This is a genomic window from Cereibacter johrii, from assembly GCF_001720585.1.
Taxonomy (GTDB): domain Bacteria; phylum Pseudomonadota; class Alphaproteobacteria; order Rhodobacterales; family Rhodobacteraceae; genus Cereibacter_A; species Cereibacter_A johrii.
This window is the reverse complement of record NZ_MABH01000140.1, coordinates 17,605-35,161: the sequence shown is the minus strand read 5'-3', so window position 1 is coordinate 35,161 and position 17,557 is coordinate 17,605. Positions and strand designations below refer to the sequence as shown.

The following is a 17,557-nucleotide window of genomic DNA, read 5'->3' as shown; positions in this document are numbered from 1 at the left end:
GCGCCAGCCGGTAGCCCAGCACCAGCACCGCGACCCCGCCCAGCACCAGCCAGGGCTCGACGCGGCCGCCGGTGGCCGCCCGCAGGGGATGGGCCTCGGGCAGCACCAGATGGGCCAGCACCACCGCAAGCCACAGACAGGCCAACATCAGCAGCCGAAGCCGCCCCGGCACGCCGAAGACCCGGCCCAGCCCCCAGAGCGCCGCAGCCAGAAGCACCAGCGCCAGCATCACGCGGTCCCGGTCGAGCCGAAGCCGCCCGCGCCCCGCGCCGTCGCCCCGAGCCCCTCCACCAGCTCGAACCCTGCCTGCACCACGGGCGCCACCACCATCTGCGCGATCCGGTCGCCATGCGCCACGCGGAAGGGCTCGGCGCCCAGATTGACGAGGATCACGCCCAGAGGCCCGCGATAGTCGCTGTCGATCGTGCCGGGGCTGTTCGGCAGCGAGATCCCGTGCTTCAGCGCCAGCCCCGAGCGCGGCCGGATCTGCACCTCGAACCCCTCGGGGATCTCGATCCTGAGCCCGGTCGGCACCAGCACCCGCCCGAGCGGCGCCAGAACGAGCCCCTCGGCCCGGCTCTCGGGCGGCAGGTTCGCCCGCAGGTCCGCCCCCGCCGCGCCCGCCGTCTCGTAAGAGGGCAGAGGCAGCGCCGCATCCGCCCAGTCTTCCCGGATCACCCTCACCACCGGCCGCATCCTCGCCTCCGTCTCAGGCTGCCCCTCCCCCGCCGGCCACGACGGGTTTCGGGTCGCGCTTTCATTCTGGTCCAAATATCCCCGCCGGAGGCGCACGCCGCCTCGGGCGCCCCGCTCGGCGACCCGGGCGCCCAGCCGCTCAGCCACCGCGGCCTTGTCCATCCGCGGCCAGTCCTCGACACCCGCTTCGGTGATGAGATGAACCGCATTCTCGGTCCCGCCCATGATGCCCGTTCCGGGCGAGACATCGTTCGCCACGATCCAGTCGCAGCCCTTGCGGGCGCGCTTGGCGGTCGCATGGGCCAGCACCTCGTCCGTCTCGGCGGCAAAGCCCACCACCAGCCGCGGGCGTCCCTCGACCCTCCGCGCGACCGTGGCGAGGATGTCGGGGTTCTCGGCGAAGGAGAGCGCGGGTCCGCCGGTCCCCTTCTTCATCTTCGAGCCGGAGGCATTCTCCACGCGCCAGTCCGCCACCGCCGCGGCGAAGATCGCCGCCTCCACCGGCAGCGCCGCCTCGACGGCCGCCATCATCTCGCGCGCCGTCTCCACCCGCACGAGCTCGACCCCGGCCGGCGGGGGCACGGTCGCGGGACCGGTGACGAAGGTCACGCGGGCGCCCAGATCGCGCAGGGCCGCGGCGATGGCCGTGCCCTGCGCGCCCGACGAGCGGTTGGCGATATAGCGCACCGGATCGATCGGCTCGTGGGTCGGCCCCGAAGTCACCAGCACCCGCCGCCCGGCGAGCGGCCCTGCCCCCAGTGCCGCCTCAATGGCGGCGAGGATCTCCATCGGCTCGGCCATCCGCCCCGGCCCGTATTCGCCGCAGGCCATGTCGCCCTCGTTCGGCCCCACCGCCAGCACCCCGTCGCGCCCGAGCGTCGCGAGATTGCGTTGCGTGGCCGGATGCTGCCACATCCGCACGTTCATCGCCGGCGCCATCAGGACGCGCGTGTCGGTGGCCAGCAGCAGCGTCGAGGCCAGATCGTCCGCCCGCCCCTGCGCCATCCGGGCCATCAGATCGGCCGTCGCAGGCGCCACGACCACCAGATCGGCCACCCGGGACAGGGCGATGTGCCCCATCTCGGCCTCCTGCGTGAGGTCGAAGAGCTCGCGATGCACCTGCTCGCCCGCCAGCGCCGAGACCGAGAGCGGCGTCACGAATTCCGCCGCGGCCCGGGTCATGACCGGCGTCACCGCGGCCCCGCGCTCGCGCAGGCGGCGGATCAGCTCCAGCGCCTTGTAGGCCGCGATCCCGCCGCCGATGATGAGGAGTATCCGTTTTCCGTCCAGCATTCCTGCCCCCCAAGGCCGAAGCCAAGCTGTAGGGGCGCAGGCCGGGCGTGACAAGCCTCGCAGCCTCAGCCCGCCCCGCCGCCCTCCGCGAGGCTCTCGCACGGGTCGGGCCGCGGCGCTGGCGCCGTCACCAGCCACAGATCGAAGGGCACGTCCCCCTCGGGCGGCGCCTCGAACTGGCCGATGGACAGGACGCGCAGCGCGGGCGCCGCCTCGGCCAGCAGGGCGGGCACGCCCACATCGCGCCGCGCATGGCCCGTGCCGGTGATGACGGCGACGGGGCCGCCGGTCTCCGCCATCGCCTCCATCACCGCCCGCGCGAGCGCCGCATCGCGCAGCCGCTGCGCCTCGACCATGCCGGGCAGGAGATCGGGCGGCAGCGCCCCGCAATGGGCCACCCTCTGCTCCTCGATCCGCTCCGCCAGATCCTCGGGGGCGAGCGGCCTGTCGAGGCCGAAGCGGGCGGCCTCGGCGCCGAAGGCCGCGGCCGCTCCCTCCGACACGGCCGCGCGGGCCTCGTCGCGCGGCACCTCGGCGCCGAACACCTGCGCCTCGGGCGCGGCCAGCAGGATCGGATGATACATGGCGAAATCGGGCCAGCCCGATGCGTCCCAGTCGAGCACCGCGGCAAGGCGCCGTTCGGAGGGGCGCAGGTCGGGCGTCACCAGCGCCGCCTTCTCGGGTGTCAGCATCTCGAAGACGAGAGCGGCGGGCCTGAGGCCCGCCACCGCCAGCGCCTGATTTTCATGGTGGCGCGGATTGTCGTGCACCTCGCCCAGGATCACCACATCGGCCGGCGCCAGACGCGCCAGTTGCGCCGGCTCGATCCGGTCGGCCAGCCCGGGTCGGGCGGCGACGGCCAGCCCGGCCGCGAGGAGGAGGCTCCGTTTCATAGAAGGAAGTGATGCACCTCCCGCGACTGGGCTTCAAGGCTCCGCCGCATCTTCGCAAAGGCCGCTGCTTCAAGCTGCCGCACCCGTTCCTTGGAAAGCTTCAACTCTTCGCCGAGGCTCTCGAGCGTCCGGGGCACGTCGCGCAGCTTGCGCTCGGTCACGATGAACCGCTCGCGCGCGTTCAGCTGCTGCATGGCCGACACCAGCCAGTCCCGCAGCCGCGCGGCATCGAGCGAGCCCTCCACCACCTCGGCCGCCTGTGCCGAATCGTCCTCGAGCGCGTCGATCCATTCGCGCCCCTCGTCATCGGCCGACTGGGTGGCGTTGAGCGAGAAGTCCGACCCCGAGAGCCGCCCCTCCATCATCTCGACGTCCGACAGCGGCACGCCCACGTCATGGGCCACCATCTCGCGCAGCTGGTGCGCATCGAGCGCCTCGCCCCGTTGCGAGGCCTCGCGCTCGAGCCGGGCCTGCACCCGGCGCATGTTGAAGAACAGCGCCTTCTGGCTGGAGGTGGAGCCGGTGCGCACCAGCGACCAGTTCCGCATGACGTAATCCTGGATCGAGGCCTTGATCCACCAGACGGCATAGGTCGAGAAGCGCACGCCGCGGTCAGGATCGAACTTGTCGGCGGCCTTCATCAGGCCGAGCGACGCCTCTTGGATCAGGTCGTTCATCGGCGCGCCGTAGCGGCGGTATTTCGAGGCCATCGAGATCGCAAGGCGCATGTAGGCGGTGATCAGACGGTGGAGCGCCCTCTCGTCGCGCTGGTCCCGCCAGGCGTAGGCGAGGCGGAGCTCTGTCTCGGCGTCCAGAAGCTCCGCCCTCATCGCTTGGCGCGACATCGTTTGATCGGTATATCCGTCCAGTGCCATCAGGACCCCCTGTCGAACCCGGCCGCGTCTCGGGAATTACTACGGAAAAAACACATGTCCGGATCACATCTTTTCGCCCTGCCCCCGCTCACGCTGGTTCTGGGAGGGGCCCGGTCCGGAAAATCTCGGCTGGCGGAACGGCTTGTCATGGGGTCGGGCCGCCCCATGTTCTACCTGGCCACCGCCGAACCATGGGATGACGAGATGCGCGAACGGATCGCGGCTCACCGCCACGACCGGGGCAGCGGCTGGCAGACCGTTGAGGAACCGCGCCATCTCTGCCCTGTCCTGTCACGGATGCCTCCCGAGGCTTGCGTCCTGCTGGATTGCGCGACGCTCTGGCTGACCAATCATCTGCTTGCGGAAAGCGACCTCGATGCCGAGATCGCCTCGCTTCTTCATGCGCTTGGAGCCTGTCCTGCGCCCGTTGTCGTGGTGTCCAACGAGGTGGGGTGGTCCATAGTTCCCGAAAATTCTTTGGCAAGGCGCTTCCGCGACGAACAGGGACGGCTGAACCAGCGCCTCGCGGCCCAGGCGGAGCTGGTGGTGGCCGCCATGGCGGGGCTGCCGCTCACGCTGAAGGGCCGGCTGCCCGAGGGGGCCGCATGACGCGCCTGCACTGGGTGCGCCATGGGCCGACGCACGCAACCGTGATGGTGGGCTGGACCGACCGGCCCGCCGATCTCTCCGACGCGGCGGCCCTTGCGCGGCTGGATGCGGCCCTGCCGCAAGGCGCGCGGCTCGTCTCCTCCGATCTCTGGCGGGCAAGGGCCACGGCCGACAGGCTGGCCCAGGGCCGGGTGCGGCTGCCGGCCGACCCGCGCCTGCGCGAGATCCATTTCGGTGCCTGGGAGGGCCGCAGCTTCGCCGAGATCGAGGCCGGCACGCCGCAGCGGATGCGCGCCTTCTGGCAGGAGGCCGGCCCCGCCCGCGCCCCGGGGGGCGAAACCTGGCACGAGCTTCAGGCCCGTGTGACCGAGGCGCTGCAGTCGCTCTGCACCGCGCACCCGGACGAGGAGATCGTGATCGTCTGCCATTTCGGCCCGATCCTCGTGGCCCTGCAGGTGGCGTTGGGCCTGGGCGTACAGGAGGCTTTCGCCCATCGGATCGAGCCCCTGTCGATCACCTCGATGACGCTGGCCGGGGGGGCCTGGCGGGTCGAGGCGATCAACCACCTCGCCTGAGGCCGGCCCTCGATGGCGCGTCCCGCGCCCCCGCCTCCGGCGGTGCGCGTGGCTCTTCTCGCAGCGGCTCCCCCGCCCTGCAGGAAAGTGGCCCGCACCCGCAGCATCCTGTTGCAGCCGCCTCGGCAAGCCGCTATACCGCGCCCAACGCACCCGTAGCTCAGCTGGATAGAGCGCTGCCCTCCGAAGGCAGAGGTCACACGTTCGAATCGTGTCGGGTGCGCCATAAATCAAACAGTTAGCGGTTAGCTGGACAGCAGCGCCACGGATACGCCCCGGAAACCGGCCGTTTCGGTCGCTGCGCGGTCATTTCCGCCGTCTCTCCATCGCCTCGACCGCGCTCGCCTGATGGTCCGGATGGTGGTGGGCATAAACCTCCTCCATCGTCTCCCGCGACACGCCGAAGAATCCGCCCGCCTCCCACATGTCGGCACCCCGCTGCATCGCCCAGGTGATCGCCGTGTGGCGAAGGGCATGCGGCGTCGTGTCGGACAGATCGATCTCGCGCCCCGCCTTCGCCGCCATCTCGGCGGCCTTCACCACGGCTCCCGCCCAAGCCTTCTTGATGTCGGCGACCCGGTTGCCTTCGCTGGTCTGGACGACGAACCGCCGGCCGCTGCGGGCTCCGGCCGCGAGGAGCGCGCGGAGTTGCCGCGGAAGCCTCACCGAAGGCTGGCGCTTGTTCGTCTCGCGCTTCCCGCTGCCAGCCCGGTAGAGGATGAACCACGCGAGGTGGCGACCGTCGCGGCGCAGGTTCCGGGCCGCCCGCAGGAGCCAGTAGGCCTCCTCCTGTGTCAGCCAGCGCTCCCGGGCCCTGGGCTTCTCCGGCAGCGTCACCTTCGGCGCGCTGAGAAGATGGCCCTCCCGGACGCAGTGATTCAGCGCCGCCTGCAGCGTGCCCGGCTCGCGCCGTATCGTGCCCGGCGCCCTGCCACGCTGGCGGGCGCAGGACAGCTCATGATCGAGCAGTTCGAGGCCAATCCGGCCAATGGCCCGTTCATGGCCGAGCTCACGACTCTCGTGGCCGATCTTGAAGCGGGCCGAAGCCGCGACCCGGTCTCCGTGACGCCAGTCCTCCAACCGCTCTTTTCGGAAGGGCTTCAGCGCTACATGATCGATCTCTTTTCCTATGATCCGTGGAGATTGCGGCTGGCTGGAACGGCCCCGTGCTGATCGTGCAGGGCGACAATGACATGCAGGTCAGCCCCCATGATGCCGATCTGCTGGGAGACGCAATGCAGCAATCTGAACGCATGAAATTCGCCCAGGGGACGCATATGCTGAAAGCGGACGTCGCAGGAAACCCTTTTGCGACATATGCCGATCCTGCTCTTCCGCTCCATGAGAATCTTGTGCCCGGCATCGCAGGCTTTATCGGAGGAGCCGCAATATCGGAATGAGCGCGATGAGGCTCGGAGCGGACCCCGCTTCTCAAGCCGCTGCAGCGCTCGTCAGCATCACGGAAGACGAAGCGGACGCTGGCACTTAACTGGCCGATGTCCGCTTCGCGTTCCCTAGAGTTTGCTGATCGAGTTTCCGCCATCGGCAATCATTGCGGTACCTGTGACGAATGACGCATGATCGGAAAGGAGGAAGAGAGCCGCCTGCGCGATCTCGGATGGATCAGCCATACGCTTCAGCGCGTGAAAGCCCCGCACGACCTCATGAAAGCCCGCATCTTCTCCGGCCATCGGTGTCATCGTTCCACCCGGGAGGAGAGCATTGACGCGAATATTCTCGGGCCCATGTTCCGCGGCCAGAACCTGGGTCATGCCGATCAGTCCCGCCTTTGCTGCGGCATAGGCGCCCATGCCGGGCAGCCCGACCGTGTGCCCGACGAAGGAGGATGTGAAAACGATCGAGCCGCCGCCGCGTCTGCGCATTGCGGGTATCTGATGCTTTGCCGCGTAAAATCCGCTGCCGAGATTCACCGCAATCACCTTATGCCAGTTGCTTTCGGGCATGTCGGGGATCGAACACATATCTCCTATCACGCCCGCATTGTTGAAGGCACCGTCAAGTCCGCCGAAGCGGTCTTCAGCTCTTTGAACCAGCTCTGCCGCAAAGCCGCTGTCCTCGACATCTCCGGCGACGAAATCCGCTTCGCCACCCCCGGCCAAGATCTCGTTCGTGATTTCCTCCAGCAGTCCGGCACGGCGCGCGCCGAGGATCAGTCTTGCACCCTCCGCTGCAAAAAGCCTCGCCGCTGCGGCTCCGATGCCGCTGCTTGCGCCAGATATGATGATTGTCTTTCCGCTCAGAAGCATGCCGATCCCCAGTAGATGAATGTCGGAGAGTCCTAATCACGCCATGCCGTGCGACCGACCCGTTTCATGCGCAAACGTCCTCCGTCGAGGACGCAAAGCTGCCATTCGTACCGGATGCAGCGCTGGCACCTCTGGGTTCGGAGCTGACCTTGCATCTCGATCCGCGTCAGCGTCACCGGCGTCACGGAAGGCGACGCGGATGATGATGTTTCGCTTTGACGGAGCTTGGTTGACCGGGCAGAACCTCTGCCCTGTCACCTCTCAGGCCCTCAGATGCAGGGCCGCGTTCGGGAACGGGTAGCCGAAGTCATCCACATTGCGCCGCGATACCTCGCGAAAGCCGAGGGAGCTGTAGAAGCGCATGGCCTGCTCGTTTGCGGTGTAGACCTCAAGGGACAGTTCCCCGTGCCGGGCTAGGGCGTGGGAAATGAGCTTGCGCCCGACACCCATGCCCTGCCGATCGGGTGCGGTGAAGAGTCCGCCGATGAAACTGCCCAGCAGGCTGATGAAGCCGACGGCTTCCCGCTCATGACAGGCAACCCAGGTTTCTGCTTTCGGAAGGTATTCTTCCTCAATCAGTTGGCGTTGCTCCACCAGTCTCGCCTCGCCGATGAAGGGATGCGCCGTCATTGAGGCGTCGAACCAGATATCGGACAGTCGCTTGAGATCCGTTACCGCATCATATGGCCGGATCAGTATGTCCAGGGTTTCCATGAGAACTCCCACGAAGGTGTGCAAAAAGGATCGACACTCAGGTACCGAGCGATACCGCTGGATGCGGTTCAATCGAAGCCTCTGTGCATCAATCTCCTTCTGTGATGACGCCCCTATAGCCTTCCAGAGGATTTGCTTCAACGGCGGCGATGGAGCTCGGAGCGGACACCGTTTCGATGCTCTGAGGCTCTCGTCAAGATCACGAAGGCAATGGGCAGATGCTCCACAAGTGATGGCCGCAAACGAGGAAGGACCAGCATGAGCAGATGGCCCCGATTTGGAGCTTCGCGAATGGCGGGCGCCTCCGTCCGCACCGAGCCGCCGGTGACGGCACCGCTCGCCTCGGCCGAGGTGAGCGGGACGGCGGCGCCGAAGCCCTGGCTGCAGGAGGTCGGCTGGAGCTCGGGCGGCGCGAGCCGGATCCGCACCCTGCCCCGCGTCTCGGCCGAGGTGGCGCAGCGCCATGCCACGGTCTATGCCTGCTGCGCCGTCATCGCGGGCGATCTCGCAAAGGTGCCGCTGAAGCTCTTCCAGCGCACCGGCGACGGCCGCGAAGTCCGGGTGCGGGATCATGCCGCGCCCTATCTTCTCAATGTGGAAGCCGCGCCGGGCGTGGCGGCCTCGGTGGTGCGGTTCGCGCTGGGGTACGCCTTCACGCTCCGCGGCAATGCCTTCGCCTGCGCTGATCGCGGCGGCCGGCGTGAAGGACATGACGAAGCTGATGGAGCGCGCGCTCCTGTGGCTGCACGAGCAGCAGGTGATGACGCTGGGCAAGGGCCTGACGGTGTTCCGCTCGGCCATGACCATCCACCTCAAGCCGGGACATGCGGGCTTCACCAAGAAGGACTTCCTGCCGCTGGAGGACCATTACCGCGAGCAGACCCTTCAGACCCATGTGATGGCCGCCTATGCCGAGAAGGGGCTGGAGCGGATCGAAGAGGCCGTGCGCCTCTCGGAAGATTATTTCGCGCTGGATCAGGAGAGCTTCCTGCGCCGCTGGATGCCCGGCCGCGGCGCCGAGATCCGTCGCCAGACCACGGGCAAGGCATGGAAGCAGATCGTCGAGGATCTGGGCAACCCGGTGCAGCAGGAGATCGTCGCCGACGAGCGCGAGGAGACGAACGTGCTGGTTCTGGCCGGTCCCGGCTCGGGCAAGACGCGGGTGCTGGTCCATCGCATCGCCTATCTGCTGCGGGTGAAGCGGGAAGACCCGAGCGGCATCCTCGTCCTCAGCTACAACCGCCATGCCGCCGCCGAAATCCGGGCCCGGCTGCGCCATCTGGTCGGCGAGGATGCCGCGCGCGTCACCGTCTCGACCTGTCACGCGCTCGCGATGCGGCTGGTGGGGGCGAGTTTCACCGGCGGAACCGCCGAGAAGTGCGACTTTCAGGACGTGCTGCGCGAGGCGGTGCGCCAGATCACCGGCGAGGGGTTGAGCCGCACCGAGGCCGAGGCCCAGCGCGAGGCTCTTATTCAGGGTTACCGCTGGATCCTCGTCGACGAATATCAGGACATCGGTCGCGAGGAATACGATCTCATCGCGGCCGTGGCGGGGCGCTCGCTCGAGGATCCCGACCAGAGGCTGAGCCTCTTTGCGGTGGGGGATGACGATCAGAACATCTACGCCTTCAATGGCGCCTCGGTCTCCTACATCCGCCGCTTCGAAGAGGATTACCGCGCGAGGCCCAAGTTCCTGACCGAGAATTACCGTTCGACCCGCCATATCGTGGAGGCGGCGAACCAGGTCATCGAACCGGCCCGGGGGCGGATGAAGGCCCACCATCCGATCACGGTGGACAAGATGCGCAGCCTCGATCCGGGGGGCGGCGTGATGGCGCGCCACGATCCGGTCGGTCAGGGACGGGTGCAGTTTCTGGATGTCGCGGCCGATGACACGGCGCAGGCGGTGGCGGCGGTCGAGGAACTGGTGCGGATCGCGCGGCTCGATCCAGACTTCTCCTGGGCGCGCTGCGCGATCATCTCGCGCGACTGGCGCAGGCTCGGCCCGGTGCGGGCCTATGCCGAGAAGCTCGGCCTGCCGGTCGAGATGGCGAACGAGAAGCTGCCCAGCATCTGGCGCCTGCGCGAGATGCAGCGCTTCGTGGCGGGCCTGAACCGGCGCCCGGCGGCGATGCTCACCATTCCCGACATGCTCGAGCTGCTCAACGAACAGCGGTCGAACCGCTGGATCGATCTCATCGCCGAAGGCATCGCGGATCTCGCGCGCGAGCTGGGCCGGAAGACGATGCCGGTTCCCGACACGATCGAATGGCTCGCCGAATGGGCGCAGGATATCCGCAGCGCCCAGAGGGGGCTCCTGCTGCTGACCGCGCACCGCTCGAAGGGGCTGGAGTTCGACCATGTGGTGATCCTGAACGGCGGCTGGAAGACGCTGTCGCAGGGCGAGGACGGCGAGGCGCCCCGCCGCCTGTTCTACGTCGCCATGACCCGCGCGCGCCGCAGCCTCGCGGTGGTCACCCACGGGCTCCATCCCTTCGTCGAAGCCGACAGCGACTGCGAGATGCTGCGCAGGGTCGAGATGCCCCGCAGGCTCGATCTGCCGCAACCGGATCACTATCAGGTTCCCGACATGGGCGTGGTCGATCTGTCCTATGCCGGCCGGCTGCCGGAGACGAGCCCCACCTTGGCCGCCATCGCCGCGGCACAGGTCGATGATCCCGTGACGATGGAGCTGCGCGAGGGGAAATGGCTGATCCTCGACCGGCCCCGCCGTGTCCTCGGGCGCATGGCCGGTGGCTGGGCGCCACCCGAGGGGGCCGACCTCGTGTCGGGCAAGGTGGGCGCCATCGTGCGCTGGCGCAGGTCGGACAATGAGGAGCGTTTCCAGAGCTACCTCAAACGCGATGAGTGGGAGACGATCCTGCCCGAATTCGTGTTCCGGAAGACCGCGCCCGCGCGAACCGGTCCGACGCGGCCCTGACAGGTCGGGAAGCAGGCTTGAACCGACTCTTTTAGGCAGGCGGCCTCTCCGCGTCCTGTCCGCTCGTGCGCTGCAAACCGGATAACCCCGAAAGGACAGACCATGACCGACGAACCGACCCTCGAAGACAAGATCCGCGCCGCCGAATGGGTGGGCTGACACGCTGCGAAAGGCCCGCTCGCGCATCCTCGCCGTGCCTTCCCGACTGCGGCAGGCCGTGACGCTTGTCGGCAGTCCCGGCCGAGGGGCTGGCCTTGACGGCGGGCTGCGACGTGCAGCACGACCGGATCGAGGTGACCTTCGTCGGCTGGGCAGAATCGGGCCTCGCCTTCGTCTTGGGGCATCGCGTGATCTGGGGCGCATGGGACCTCGTCGTGCCGCCCGAGCTGGAGGTTCTGGCAGAACAGGTCCTGACGCAGATCTCTGCCTCGACCGTAGGCGACGTGAAACCGGACCACGCCCGGCACGGATGCCGAGGCGCGCCGGATGCGCGCCTCAGGATGCTCAGAGGACTCAGCCGGCGAAGCCATTCAGCCGTACCGCAACAGACGGCGCCTCTGCGTCCGCACCGTTCGTGGCGGCGCCGATAAGGCGGTTTCCTGTCTCTTCGGTGGTCACTGCGCCAACCGCTTCAAGCCAGTAAACGGCGGCACCCAGCGACACGGCCACATCAGCCTTCGGCAAGACGAAGACGCCTTTCAAGGCGGCCTCGAAGGGCTCGCCTTGGGCCGCTGCGGTGGCGGCCACGCCAAAGAGCGAGCCCATTACGACGCCTTGCCCGGCCAGCACAGGAGTTCCGAAAGGGCTGATCGCGGCGAACTATGCCGAATCCGCTATTCCCAAACCCCGCCCCAAGTCGCGACCGCGCGCCAATCGCCCGTGGACGGTGGCCGAGTTGCTGACCGTGCTGGAAGCGGCGCCGCCGCACGTTGCGGCAGCCATCGCGCTTATGGCCAACACCGGCCTCGATCCGTCCGACGCGCTGCGCCTGCGGCGCGCCGCCATTGAGGGCGGCGTGATCTGGGCCGACCGGGGCAAGACCGGACACCCGGCACCGATCCCGCTCCACGAGCGCGTCGCTGCGATCCTTGCGGCGGCACAGGGCCACGGGGCCGAAACCATCCTCGCCAACACCCGCGGCAAAACGTGGACCTATGACGGCTTCTCGACCGTCTGGCACCGCTTCCGCGAGACGCTGGTGGAGGAGGGCGCGATTCCGCGCGACCTGACGCTGAAGGGCCTGCGGCACACCGTGGCAACCATCCTGCGGGAAATCGGCATGTCGCCACGCCAGATCGCTGACCTTCTGGGCCAGAAGACCGAGAGCATGGCTCTGCACTATTCGCGCGATGCGAACCTTGCAGAGGGCAACCGGAAGACCATGGACAAGCTGCAAGACGAGATCGCGCGGCGAACCCGAATTGTCAAACCCGAGGACGGAACCCGTCAAACCCGCTACCAGAGCGAGGCATGAGCAATGCAAGACGCAAGAAATTTCAAAGGGATAGAGTGGTGCCCAGAGCCGGAATCGAACCAGCGACACGCGGATTTTCAATCCGCTGCTCTACCAACTGAGCTATCTGGGCACCGTTTCCGGCAGCGCCGGGTTGGTGGAGCGGTCTTTAAAGTGAAGCGCGGAGGCTGTCCAGAGGGTCCGCGAAAAATCTTCGCAGGTCAGTGCCGGGGCGCTTCGGGATCGTCCGGGCGGCGGTCGTCCGGGGTCTCCTCCTCGTCCCCCAGGGCCGGGATCCGGTAGTTGCCCTTAAGCCAGTGGCCGAGATCCACGTCGGCACAGCGGCGCGAGCAGAACGGGCGATAGCGCGCCTCGGCGGGGCGGCCACAGATCGGGCAGGTCACGTCAGAAGCTCCGTCAGCGGGATCCGGTCGCGCTTGCGCACGAGTTCGTAGAGGCCGAGCGGGGTCCAGCCGGCGAGGCTGGTTTCGGCCGACTCGCCGCGGAAGGCGGCGCGCAGCACCTGCTCGAGCGCCACACGGTCGCGCTTGGGCATGGGGGCGAAGTCGATCACCACCTGCCCGCCCAGCCCGCGCAGCCGAAGCTGGCGCGGCAATTCGCGCGCGGCCGCGACATTGGCCTTCAGCGCCGCGGCCGGCGAGGTGTCGGAGCCGGTGTTCACATCGACCGCAACCAGCGCCCGCGTCGGCTCCACCGCCATATGCGCCCCGCCGCCGAGCGGAACCTGCGCGGACAGCAGCGCCTCGCAGATCTCGGCCACGCCATGACGCTCGAAGGCGCCCTCGGCCTCGTCGATCTCCTCCGGCGACGGATCCGACCAGTCGCGCCAGGCGAGCTGATGGGCCCCGGGGGCATCGACCAGCAGTTCGGCCTCGCCCGCGACATCGGCCAGCACCGCCTCGGCGAGGGCCCGCGTCTCGGCGATCTCGGCCGCGATCTCGGCCTCGGGGGCCGCCTCGCAGGCCGACCGCAGGATGAGGCCCAGATCCTCGGCCGCGCCGGCCATCGCCTCGGACGCGATTTCGGACAGCTCCTCGCGCAGCGCCTCGTCGCGGATGCGGCGCGAGATGTTCAGCCCCGGCGCGCCCGGCGTGAGGATGCAGAGCCTGTTCTTGAAGAGGAGCCGCGCGGTCACGGGCACGGCCTTGCCGGGCTCGGCCACGCCCGAGACCTGCACCAGAACACGCTGGCCCGGGGCCAGGCCCGAGGCCTGCCGCAGGAAGCCCGTGCCCTCGGGCAGGCGGACGAAGACACCGCCCTGCCCCTTCACCGCCCGGTCGACGATCGCCCGGAAGATCGCCTCGGGTGCCGGACGGTCCTCGGGCGGGTCGATGAGCAGGTCCTCGAGGCGGCCGTCGACGATCAGCGCCGCCGCCTCGCGGCCGCCCCGGCTGTCGAGACAGATGACGCGGCCCTTCATGCCGCGGCCCGGTAGAGGGGAACGCCCGCCGCCGCCAGCAGCGTGGCGGTCTCGGCCAGGGGCAGCCCCACGATGCCGGTGAAGGAGCCCGAGATCCAGGGGATGAAGGCCGAGGCGAGGCCCTGGATGGCATAGCCGCCGGCCTTGCCCTCCCACTCGCCGCTGGCGAGATAGGCGTTCAGTTCCAGATCCGACAGACGCTTCATCTTCACCTGACTCACCACCTCGCGCTGCCAGAGCCGGTCTCCACGGCGGACGGCCACCGCGGTGATGACCTCATGCCGCCGGCCGCCCAGGGCCACGAGAAAGCGGGCGGCCTCGCCCGCATCGGCAGGCTTGCCGAGAATGCGCCGGCCGAGCGCCACCGTCGTGTCCGCGCAAAGCACGACATCTTCGGGCCCCGCCGCGACCGCCGCCGCCTTTTCGGCCGCGAGACGGGCGCAATAGGGCCGAGGCAGTTCGCCCCGGCGCGGCTCCTCGTCGATGTCGGGGGGCAGGATGGCGTCGGGGATCACCCCGAGCTGGGCCAGCAGTTCGCGGCGACGCGGGCTGGCCGATCCGAGAATCAGCGTCACTTACTTGAAGCGGTAGTTGATGCGGCCCTTCGACAGGTCGTAGGGGGTCATCTCGACCTGCACCTTGTCGCCGGCGAGGACACGGATGCGGTTCTTGCGCATCTTTCCGGCCATAACCGCGATCAGTTCATGGCCGTTATCCAGCTCGACCCTGAATGTCGCGTTTGGCAGGAGTTCCTTCACGACACCGGGGAATTCGAGCGTATCTTCCTTGGCCATGGTCTCTCCAATGGGATTTGGCCCGCGTCAAGCGCAGGCTCGGTAGTCAAATGAGCGCTTTCGCGCCAATTTTCAAGGGAAAAAACACCCCGACCCCCAGCCGGACAGAGGCGGCACAGGCTGGCGCGGCCCGAGGGTGTCGCGAAAGCAGGCCCCCCGGAGGGAGGAGCCCCTCATCCGAGGGTCACGCCCGCGGCCAGCCGCAGGGCCTGCTCGGGCCAGTGGGCGTGGTTCAGGACCCCGCCCTCCTGCCGGACGAGGGCCACGGCCGCCATGTCGACCTCGGCGATGGCCCAGCCCGGCACATCGAGATCGGTCTCGACGAGGATGCCCGAAGCGGGCCAGCCGCGATCGGGCGGGCCGTAGATCGCGGCGCGGCCCACGTTCTCGTCGACCGCCGGGCAGAAGTCGCAAAGGCCCACCGTCGGCGCATGAACCACCACGCACTGATTCTCGAGCGCCCGGGCCATCGCCCCCACCCGCACCCGGGTGAAGCCCGCAAGACTGTCGGTGCAGGAAGGGGCGAGCAGGATCTCGGCGCCCTTCTCGACCATCGCCCGCGCGAGCAGGGGAAATTCGCTGTCGTAGCAGATCACGATGCCGATCCGTCCGAGCGCAGTGTCGAAGACCCGCGCCTCCGATCCCGGCACCACGTCCCAGATCTCGCGCTCGAAGCGCGTCATGATGAGCTTGTCCTGATGGCCGATCACGCCCGCGGGCCCATGGAGGACGGCCCGGTTCACCGGGCGCGGGCCCTCGAACACCGGCGCCGAAGGCCCGAGGATATGTCCCCCCTCCGCCGCGGCGAGCCGGGTCAGAAGCGCCTCCACCGCCGGGCCATGCCGCGCCACCTCGTGCAGGGCCGCCTCGAGATCGGCCGCAACGGCCCGGCCGCCGAGGCTCGCAAGTTCCATCGCGCCATATTCGGGAAAGACCAGCAGATCGGCCCCCTGCCCCGCGGCGCAGGACACCCAGTCCGTCAGCTTGGCCTCGACCTCGGCGAAACTGTCGAACCAGTCGAGCGGATAGGCGGCGGCGGCGATCTTCATGGCAGCTCCCTCGGGAAGGTCACAGGTCGCGGATCCAGAACTGGAGCGGCTTGCGCGTCTCGCGCACCTCGCCCACGTCGGTCCAGCCATAGTCGGCCACCACCCCCGGCAGGGGCGCATAGCCGCGCTTGCGCCAGAAGGGCTCGTTGCTGCGGGCGGCGGCGGGGCGCAGCGGATGATCCTCGGGCCGGATCACCGAGCAGAAGGCCGACTGGCGCCGGCCGAGCGCGCGGGCATGGGCCTCGCGCAGGTCGAAGAACCGGTGCCCCATGCCCCGCCCGCGATAGTCCGGCAACAGGACCGACTCGGCGCAGTAGAAGATCCGGTCGAGCGGCAGGCCGGTTCGGGCGAAGGCCGCCGCGAAATCCTCGGCATGATCCTCCATCGGCGTGCCGGTCGCTGCCCCCACCAGCCGGTCGCCGTCGAAGGCGCCGACGAGGATCGCGCCGGGGCTCGTGCGGTAGGCGGACAGGTAGCTCCGCTCATAGTCCATCGAGCCCTCGTAGAGATAGGGCCAGTCGCGGAAGACCGCGATCCGCAGGCGCGCCACCTCGTCGAGCCGGGCTTCGAGCGCCGCGCCCGTCAGGACGCGCGCCTCGAGGCTCATGCCGAGACCTGCCGGATCCAGTCGCTGAGGTTGTAGAAGGTGGTCACGCGGGCGATCCTGCCGTCCCGCAGGTCGAAGAAGGCGCCGGCGGGCAGGACATAGGTCTGGCCCTGCGCCTCGGGCAGGCCGGGGTCGGTCTGCAGGTAAGTGCCGTGCACCACGAATTCCGCAGCTCCCCGGGTGCCGTCCTCGTTCACGAAGATCACCATGTCGCGCAGCTCCTCGCGGTAGCTCACCCCCATGTGCGAGCAGAAGTCCGCGAACTTTTCCCGGCCGTGGCGCACCTCGCCCTCGTTCACCCGGTGCTCGATGTCGTCGGTGACGCAGGCCAGCATCCCCTCCGCATCGCCCGCATTGAAGGCCGCGTAATAGCGCCCGATCAGCTCACGTCCCGTCATCGTCCCTCTCCTCTGCCCCGTCGCGCGGCGTCCCGAAGCGCGCCACCATCCGGCCGCGGATCTGGTCGCGCACCTGCCGGTAGACGGCGAGCTTCTGCTCGCGCCCCTCGCCCAGCCCCGTCGGATCCATGATCGGCCAATATTCCACATCAAGGTGATAATAACGGGTGAGTTCAAGGTCCATCCGCTGGCTCGCGGGCGAGAGCGCCACGATCAGATCGAACCCCGACAGATCGTCGCCCCAGTCCATCATCTCCTCGAAGGAGCGGGCGCGGTGCCGCGACAGCTCGACCCCGATCTCCTGACAGACGGCGACGGTGAAGCCGTCGATCTCGCGGTCGTTCTTCACGCCGGCCGACTGCACATAGGTCTGCCGGCCGTAGAGCTTCTTCATCAGCCCCTCCGCCATCGGCGAGCGGACCGAATTGTGGTCGCAGCAGAACAGCACCGAGGACGGCGGCTTCTGCGGCACGGTCACCCCCAGTGCAGGACGCAGATGAGGGTGAAGAGGCGCCGCGCCGTGTCGATATCCACTTCGGCCTTGCCCTCCAGACGTTCCTTGAGCACCCGTGCGCCTTCATTGTGGATGCCCCGGCGCGCCATGTCGATGGCCTCGATCTGGCTCGGCGGCAGCCGTTTGACCGCCTCGAAGTAGCTTTCGCAGATCTGGAAGTAGTCCTTCACCACCTGCCGGAAGGGGCCGAGGCTCAGATGGAACTCGCCCACCTTCTCCTCCTCCTCCGACCGGATGTCGAAGACGAGCCGCCCCTCGCGGATCGCGAGCGTCAGCCGGAAGGGCCCCTCGGCCGGCGCCCGCCCCTCGCGCGCGGGCAGGGCGAAGCTGTTCTCCTCGAGCAGATCGAAGATCGCGACCTGCCGCTCCTGCTCGATCTCGGCGGTGGGCGGCATCGGGCTCGTCTGGTCGATCTCGATATGGCAGATGCGGTTCATC

The 17,557-nt window shown here is 68.5% G+C and carries 21 protein-coding genes, 2 tRNA genes and 4 pseudogenes; 8 read left to right on the top strand and 19 right to left on the bottom strand.

The features are described 5' to 3' along the window. From A9O63_RS12165 to A9O63_RS12150, 5 genes and pseudogenes are all read right to left on the bottom strand, one after another. A pseudogene (locus A9O63_RS12165) lies at positions 1-229 on the bottom strand (molybdopterin biosynthesis protein); the annotation flags it as partial. After that, entirely contained in the window at positions 229-696 is a 468-nt protein-coding gene (gene dut, locus A9O63_RS23400) for a dUTP diphosphatase (RefSeq protein ID WP_015921079.1), read from the bottom strand. The gene dut and the pseudogene A9O63_RS12165, both read right to left, overlap by 1 nt. A gap of 111 nt (positions 697-807) precedes the next feature. After that, positions 808-1,989, bottom strand: a pseudogene (gene coaBC / locus A9O63_RS12160) (bifunctional phosphopantothenoylcysteine decarboxylase/phosphopantothenate--cysteine ligase CoaBC); the annotation flags it as partial. Positions 1,990-2,054: 65 nt separating this feature from the next. Beyond that, positions 2,055-2,882: a ChaN family lipoprotein gene (locus A9O63_RS12155; protein ID WP_069332178.1), complete on the bottom strand. Its 828-nt coding sequence runs from the start codon at positions 2,880-2,882 to the stop codon at positions 2,055-2,057. After that, positions 2,879-3,757 (bottom strand): RNA polymerase factor sigma-32, encoded by an 879-nt coding sequence (locus tag A9O63_RS12150; protein ID WP_069332177.1) that lies wholly within the window; start codon positions 3,755-3,757, stop codon positions 2,879-2,881. The genes A9O63_RS12155 and A9O63_RS12150 overlap by 4 nt, the downstream gene beginning before the upstream one ends. Before the next feature lie 54 nt (positions 3,758-3,811). Here A9O63_RS12150 and cobU point away from each other — a divergent pair, with 54 nt between their 5' ends. The 3 genes from cobU to A9O63_RS12135 all read left to right on the top strand — a co-directional run bounded on the left by cobU (position 3,812) and on the right by A9O63_RS12135 (position 5,167). Further along, positions 3,812-4,366 carry a bifunctional adenosylcobinamide kinase/adenosylcobinamide-phosphate guanylyltransferase gene (cobU, locus tag A9O63_RS12145; RefSeq protein ID WP_069332176.1) on the top strand — a complete coding sequence of 185 codons (555 nt, stop codon included), beginning with the start codon at positions 3,812-3,814 and terminating at the stop codon, positions 4,364-4,366. Then, on the top strand, positions 4,363-4,941 hold the full coding sequence (locus tag A9O63_RS12140; protein ID WP_069332175.1) for a histidine phosphatase family protein: 579 nt from the start codon (positions 4,363-4,365) through the stop codon (positions 4,939-4,941). Before cobU ends, A9O63_RS12140 begins: the two co-directional genes overlap by 4 nt. A gap of 149 nt (positions 4,942-5,090) precedes the next feature. Beyond that, a tRNA-Arg gene (locus A9O63_RS12135) sits at positions 5,091-5,167 on the top strand. An 80-nt stretch (positions 5,168-5,247) separates the two neighbouring features. On the opposite strand, the gene A9O63_RS12130 is transcribed toward A9O63_RS12135, so the two are convergent. Continuing rightward, a complete protein-coding gene (locus tag A9O63_RS12130; RefSeq protein ID WP_235836973.1) occupies positions 5,248-6,021 on the bottom strand; it encodes a site-specific integrase in 774 nt (257 codons plus the stop codon). An 86-nt stretch (positions 6,022-6,107) separates the two neighbouring features. Here A9O63_RS12130 and A9O63_RS23175 point away from each other — a divergent pair, with 86 nt between their 5' ends. Beyond that, positions 6,108-6,341 carry a hypothetical protein gene (locus tag A9O63_RS23175; RefSeq protein ID WP_205631842.1) on the top strand — a complete coding sequence of 78 codons (234 nt, stop codon included), beginning with the start codon at positions 6,108-6,110 and terminating at the stop codon, positions 6,339-6,341. Positions 6,342-6,455: 114 nt separating this feature from the next. On the opposite strand, the gene A9O63_RS12120 is transcribed toward A9O63_RS23175, so the two are convergent. Next, positions 6,456-7,208, bottom strand: coding sequence for an SDR family oxidoreductase (locus A9O63_RS12120; RefSeq protein WP_069332173.1), 753 nt, complete (start codon positions 7,206-7,208; stop codon positions 6,456-6,458). A 261-nt stretch (positions 7,209-7,469) separates the two neighbouring features. Beyond that, positions 7,470-7,922 (bottom strand): GNAT family N-acetyltransferase, encoded by a 453-nt coding sequence (locus A9O63_RS12115; RefSeq protein WP_069332179.1) that lies wholly within the window; start codon positions 7,920-7,922, stop codon positions 7,470-7,472. A gap of 210 nt (positions 7,923-8,132) precedes the next feature. On the opposite strand from A9O63_RS12115, the pseudogene A9O63_RS22140 reads away from it, so the two are divergent. From A9O63_RS22140 to A9O63_RS23395, 3 genes and pseudogenes are all read left to right on the top strand, one after another. Further along, a pseudogene (locus A9O63_RS22140) lies at positions 8,133-8,564 on the top strand (hypothetical protein); the annotation flags it as partial. Positions 8,565-8,601: 37 nt separating this feature from the next. Then, positions 8,602-10,863, top strand: a pseudogene (locus tag A9O63_RS12110) (UvrD-helicase domain-containing protein); the annotation flags it as partial. A 272-nt stretch (positions 10,864-11,135) separates the two neighbouring features. Continuing rightward, positions 11,136-11,453 carry a phage terminase large subunit family protein gene (locus A9O63_RS23395; RefSeq protein WP_235836975.1) on the top strand — a complete coding sequence of 106 codons (318 nt, stop codon included), beginning with the start codon at positions 11,136-11,138 and terminating at the stop codon, positions 11,451-11,453. On the opposite strand, the gene A9O63_RS12105 is transcribed toward A9O63_RS23395, so the two are convergent. Continuing rightward, complete coding sequence (locus A9O63_RS12105; RefSeq protein WP_268874934.1) at positions 11,377-11,652, bottom strand: DUF2190 family protein; 276 nt, start codon at positions 11,650-11,652, stop codon at positions 11,377-11,379. The two genes, A9O63_RS23395 and A9O63_RS12105, sit on opposite strands and share 77 nt — an antisense overlap. 106 nt (positions 11,653-11,758) lie before the next feature. On the opposite strand from A9O63_RS12105, the gene A9O63_RS12100 reads away from it, so the two are divergent. Next, positions 11,759-12,337 (top strand): tyrosine-type recombinase/integrase, encoded by a 579-nt coding sequence (locus A9O63_RS12100; RefSeq protein ID WP_069332171.1) that lies wholly within the window; start codon positions 11,759-11,761, stop codon positions 12,335-12,337. A gap of 36 nt (positions 12,338-12,373) precedes the next feature. Here the strand turns inward: A9O63_RS12100 and A9O63_RS12095 are convergent. The 10 genes from A9O63_RS12095 to A9O63_RS12050 form a co-directional block, all read right to left on the bottom strand. Then, positions 12,374-12,449 (bottom strand) — tRNA-Phe (locus tag A9O63_RS12095). A gap of 88 nt (positions 12,450-12,537) precedes the next feature. Continuing rightward, positions 12,538-12,720, bottom strand: coding sequence for a DNA gyrase inhibitor YacG (locus A9O63_RS12090; RefSeq protein ID WP_002720789.1), 183 nt, complete (start codon positions 12,718-12,720; stop codon positions 12,538-12,540). After that, on the bottom strand, positions 12,717-13,757 hold the full coding sequence (locus tag A9O63_RS12085) for a ribonuclease E/G (RefSeq protein WP_069332170.1): 1,041 nt from the start codon (positions 13,755-13,757) through the stop codon (positions 12,717-12,719). The genes A9O63_RS12090 and A9O63_RS12085 overlap by 4 nt, the downstream gene beginning before the upstream one ends. After that, a complete protein-coding gene (locus A9O63_RS12080; protein ID WP_015921108.1) occupies positions 13,754-14,332 on the bottom strand; it encodes a Maf family protein in 579 nt (192 codons plus the stop codon). Before A9O63_RS12080 ends, A9O63_RS12085 begins: the two co-directional genes overlap by 4 nt. Continuing rightward, positions 14,333-14,551 carry a translation initiation factor IF-1 gene (gene infA, locus A9O63_RS12075; protein ID WP_002720792.1) on the bottom strand — a complete coding sequence of 73 codons (219 nt, stop codon included), beginning with the start codon at positions 14,549-14,551 and terminating at the stop codon, positions 14,333-14,335. It abuts the gene before it with no gap. A gap of 173 nt (positions 14,552-14,724) precedes the next feature. Continuing rightward, positions 14,725-15,600 (bottom strand): carbon-nitrogen hydrolase family protein, encoded by an 876-nt coding sequence (locus A9O63_RS12070; RefSeq protein ID WP_069332169.1) that lies wholly within the window; start codon positions 15,598-15,600, stop codon positions 14,725-14,727. Between the two features lie 19 nt (positions 15,601-15,619). Next, positions 15,620-16,207 (bottom strand): GNAT family N-acetyltransferase, encoded by a 588-nt coding sequence (locus A9O63_RS12065; RefSeq protein WP_069332168.1) that lies wholly within the window; start codon positions 16,205-16,207, stop codon positions 15,620-15,622. Then, complete coding sequence (locus A9O63_RS12060) at positions 16,204-16,605, bottom strand: ketosteroid isomerase-related protein (protein ID WP_069332167.1); 402 nt, start codon at positions 16,603-16,605, stop codon at positions 16,204-16,206. The genes A9O63_RS12065 and A9O63_RS12060 overlap by 4 nt, the downstream gene beginning before the upstream one ends. Then, positions 16,592-17,083, bottom strand: a complete 492-nt coding sequence (locus tag A9O63_RS12055; protein WP_069332166.1) for an arsenate-mycothiol transferase ArsC — start codon at positions 17,081-17,083, stop codon at positions 16,592-16,594. Before A9O63_RS12055 ends, A9O63_RS12060 begins: the two co-directional genes overlap by 14 nt. Next, the gene (locus tag A9O63_RS12050) at positions 17,080-17,556 is read right to left on the bottom strand and encodes a UPF0262 family protein (protein WP_069332165.1); all 477 of its coding nucleotides are present in this window, start codon (positions 17,554-17,556) and stop codon (positions 17,080-17,082) included. Before A9O63_RS12050 ends, A9O63_RS12055 begins: the two co-directional genes overlap by 4 nt. Between the last annotated feature and the right edge of the window lies 1 nt (position 17,557).

What these genes read in the sequence shown, in the direction of transcription:
- A9O63_RS12150 (WP_069332177.1), bottom strand. Translation starts at nt 3,757, where the DNA reads ATGGCACTGGACGGATATACCGATCAAACGATGTCGCGCCAAGCGATG.
- cobU (WP_069332176.1), top strand. Translation starts at nt 3,812, where the DNA reads ATGTCCGGATCACATCTTTTCGCCCTGCCCCCGCTCACGCTGGTTCTG.
- A9O63_RS12115 (WP_069332179.1), bottom strand. Translation starts at nt 7,922, where the DNA reads ATGGAAACCCTGGACATACTGATCCGGCCATATGATGCGGTAACGGAT.
- infA (WP_002720792.1), bottom strand. Translation starts at nt 14,551, where the DNA reads ATGGCCAAGGAAGATACGCTCGAATTCCCCGGTGTCGTGAAGGAACTC.
- dut (WP_015921079.1), bottom strand. Translation starts at nt 696, where the DNA reads ATGCGGCCGGTGGTGAGGGTGATCCGGGAAGACTGGGCGGATGCGGCG.
- A9O63_RS12085 (WP_069332170.1), bottom strand. Translation starts at nt 13,757, where the DNA reads ATGAAGGGCCGCGTCATCTGTCTCGACAGCCGGGGCGGCCGCGAGGCG.
- A9O63_RS12070 (WP_069332169.1), bottom strand. Translation starts at nt 15,600, where the DNA reads ATGAAGATCGCCGCCGCCGCCTATCCGCTCGACTGGTTCGACAGTTTC.
- A9O63_RS12060 (WP_069332167.1), bottom strand. Translation starts at nt 16,605, where the DNA reads ATGACGGGACGTGAGCTGATCGGGCGCTATTACGCGGCCTTCAATGCG.
- A9O63_RS12120 (WP_069332173.1), bottom strand. Translation starts at nt 7,208, where the DNA reads ATGCTTCTGAGCGGAAAGACAATCATCATATCTGGCGCAAGCAGCGGC.
- A9O63_RS12140 (WP_069332175.1), top strand. Translation starts at nt 4,363, where the DNA reads ATGACGCGCCTGCACTGGGTGCGCCATGGGCCGACGCACGCAACCGTG.
- A9O63_RS12065 (WP_069332168.1), bottom strand. Translation starts at nt 16,207, where the DNA reads ATGAGCCTCGAGGCGCGCGTCCTGACGGGCGCGGCGCTCGAAGCCCGG.
- A9O63_RS12050 (WP_069332165.1), bottom strand. Translation starts at nt 17,556, where the DNA reads ATGAACCGCATCTGCCATATCGAGATCGACCAGACGAGCCCGATGCCG.
- A9O63_RS12155 (WP_069332178.1), bottom strand. Translation starts at nt 2,882, where the DNA reads ATGAAACGGAGCCTCCTCCTCGCGGCCGGGCTGGCCGTCGCCGCCCGA.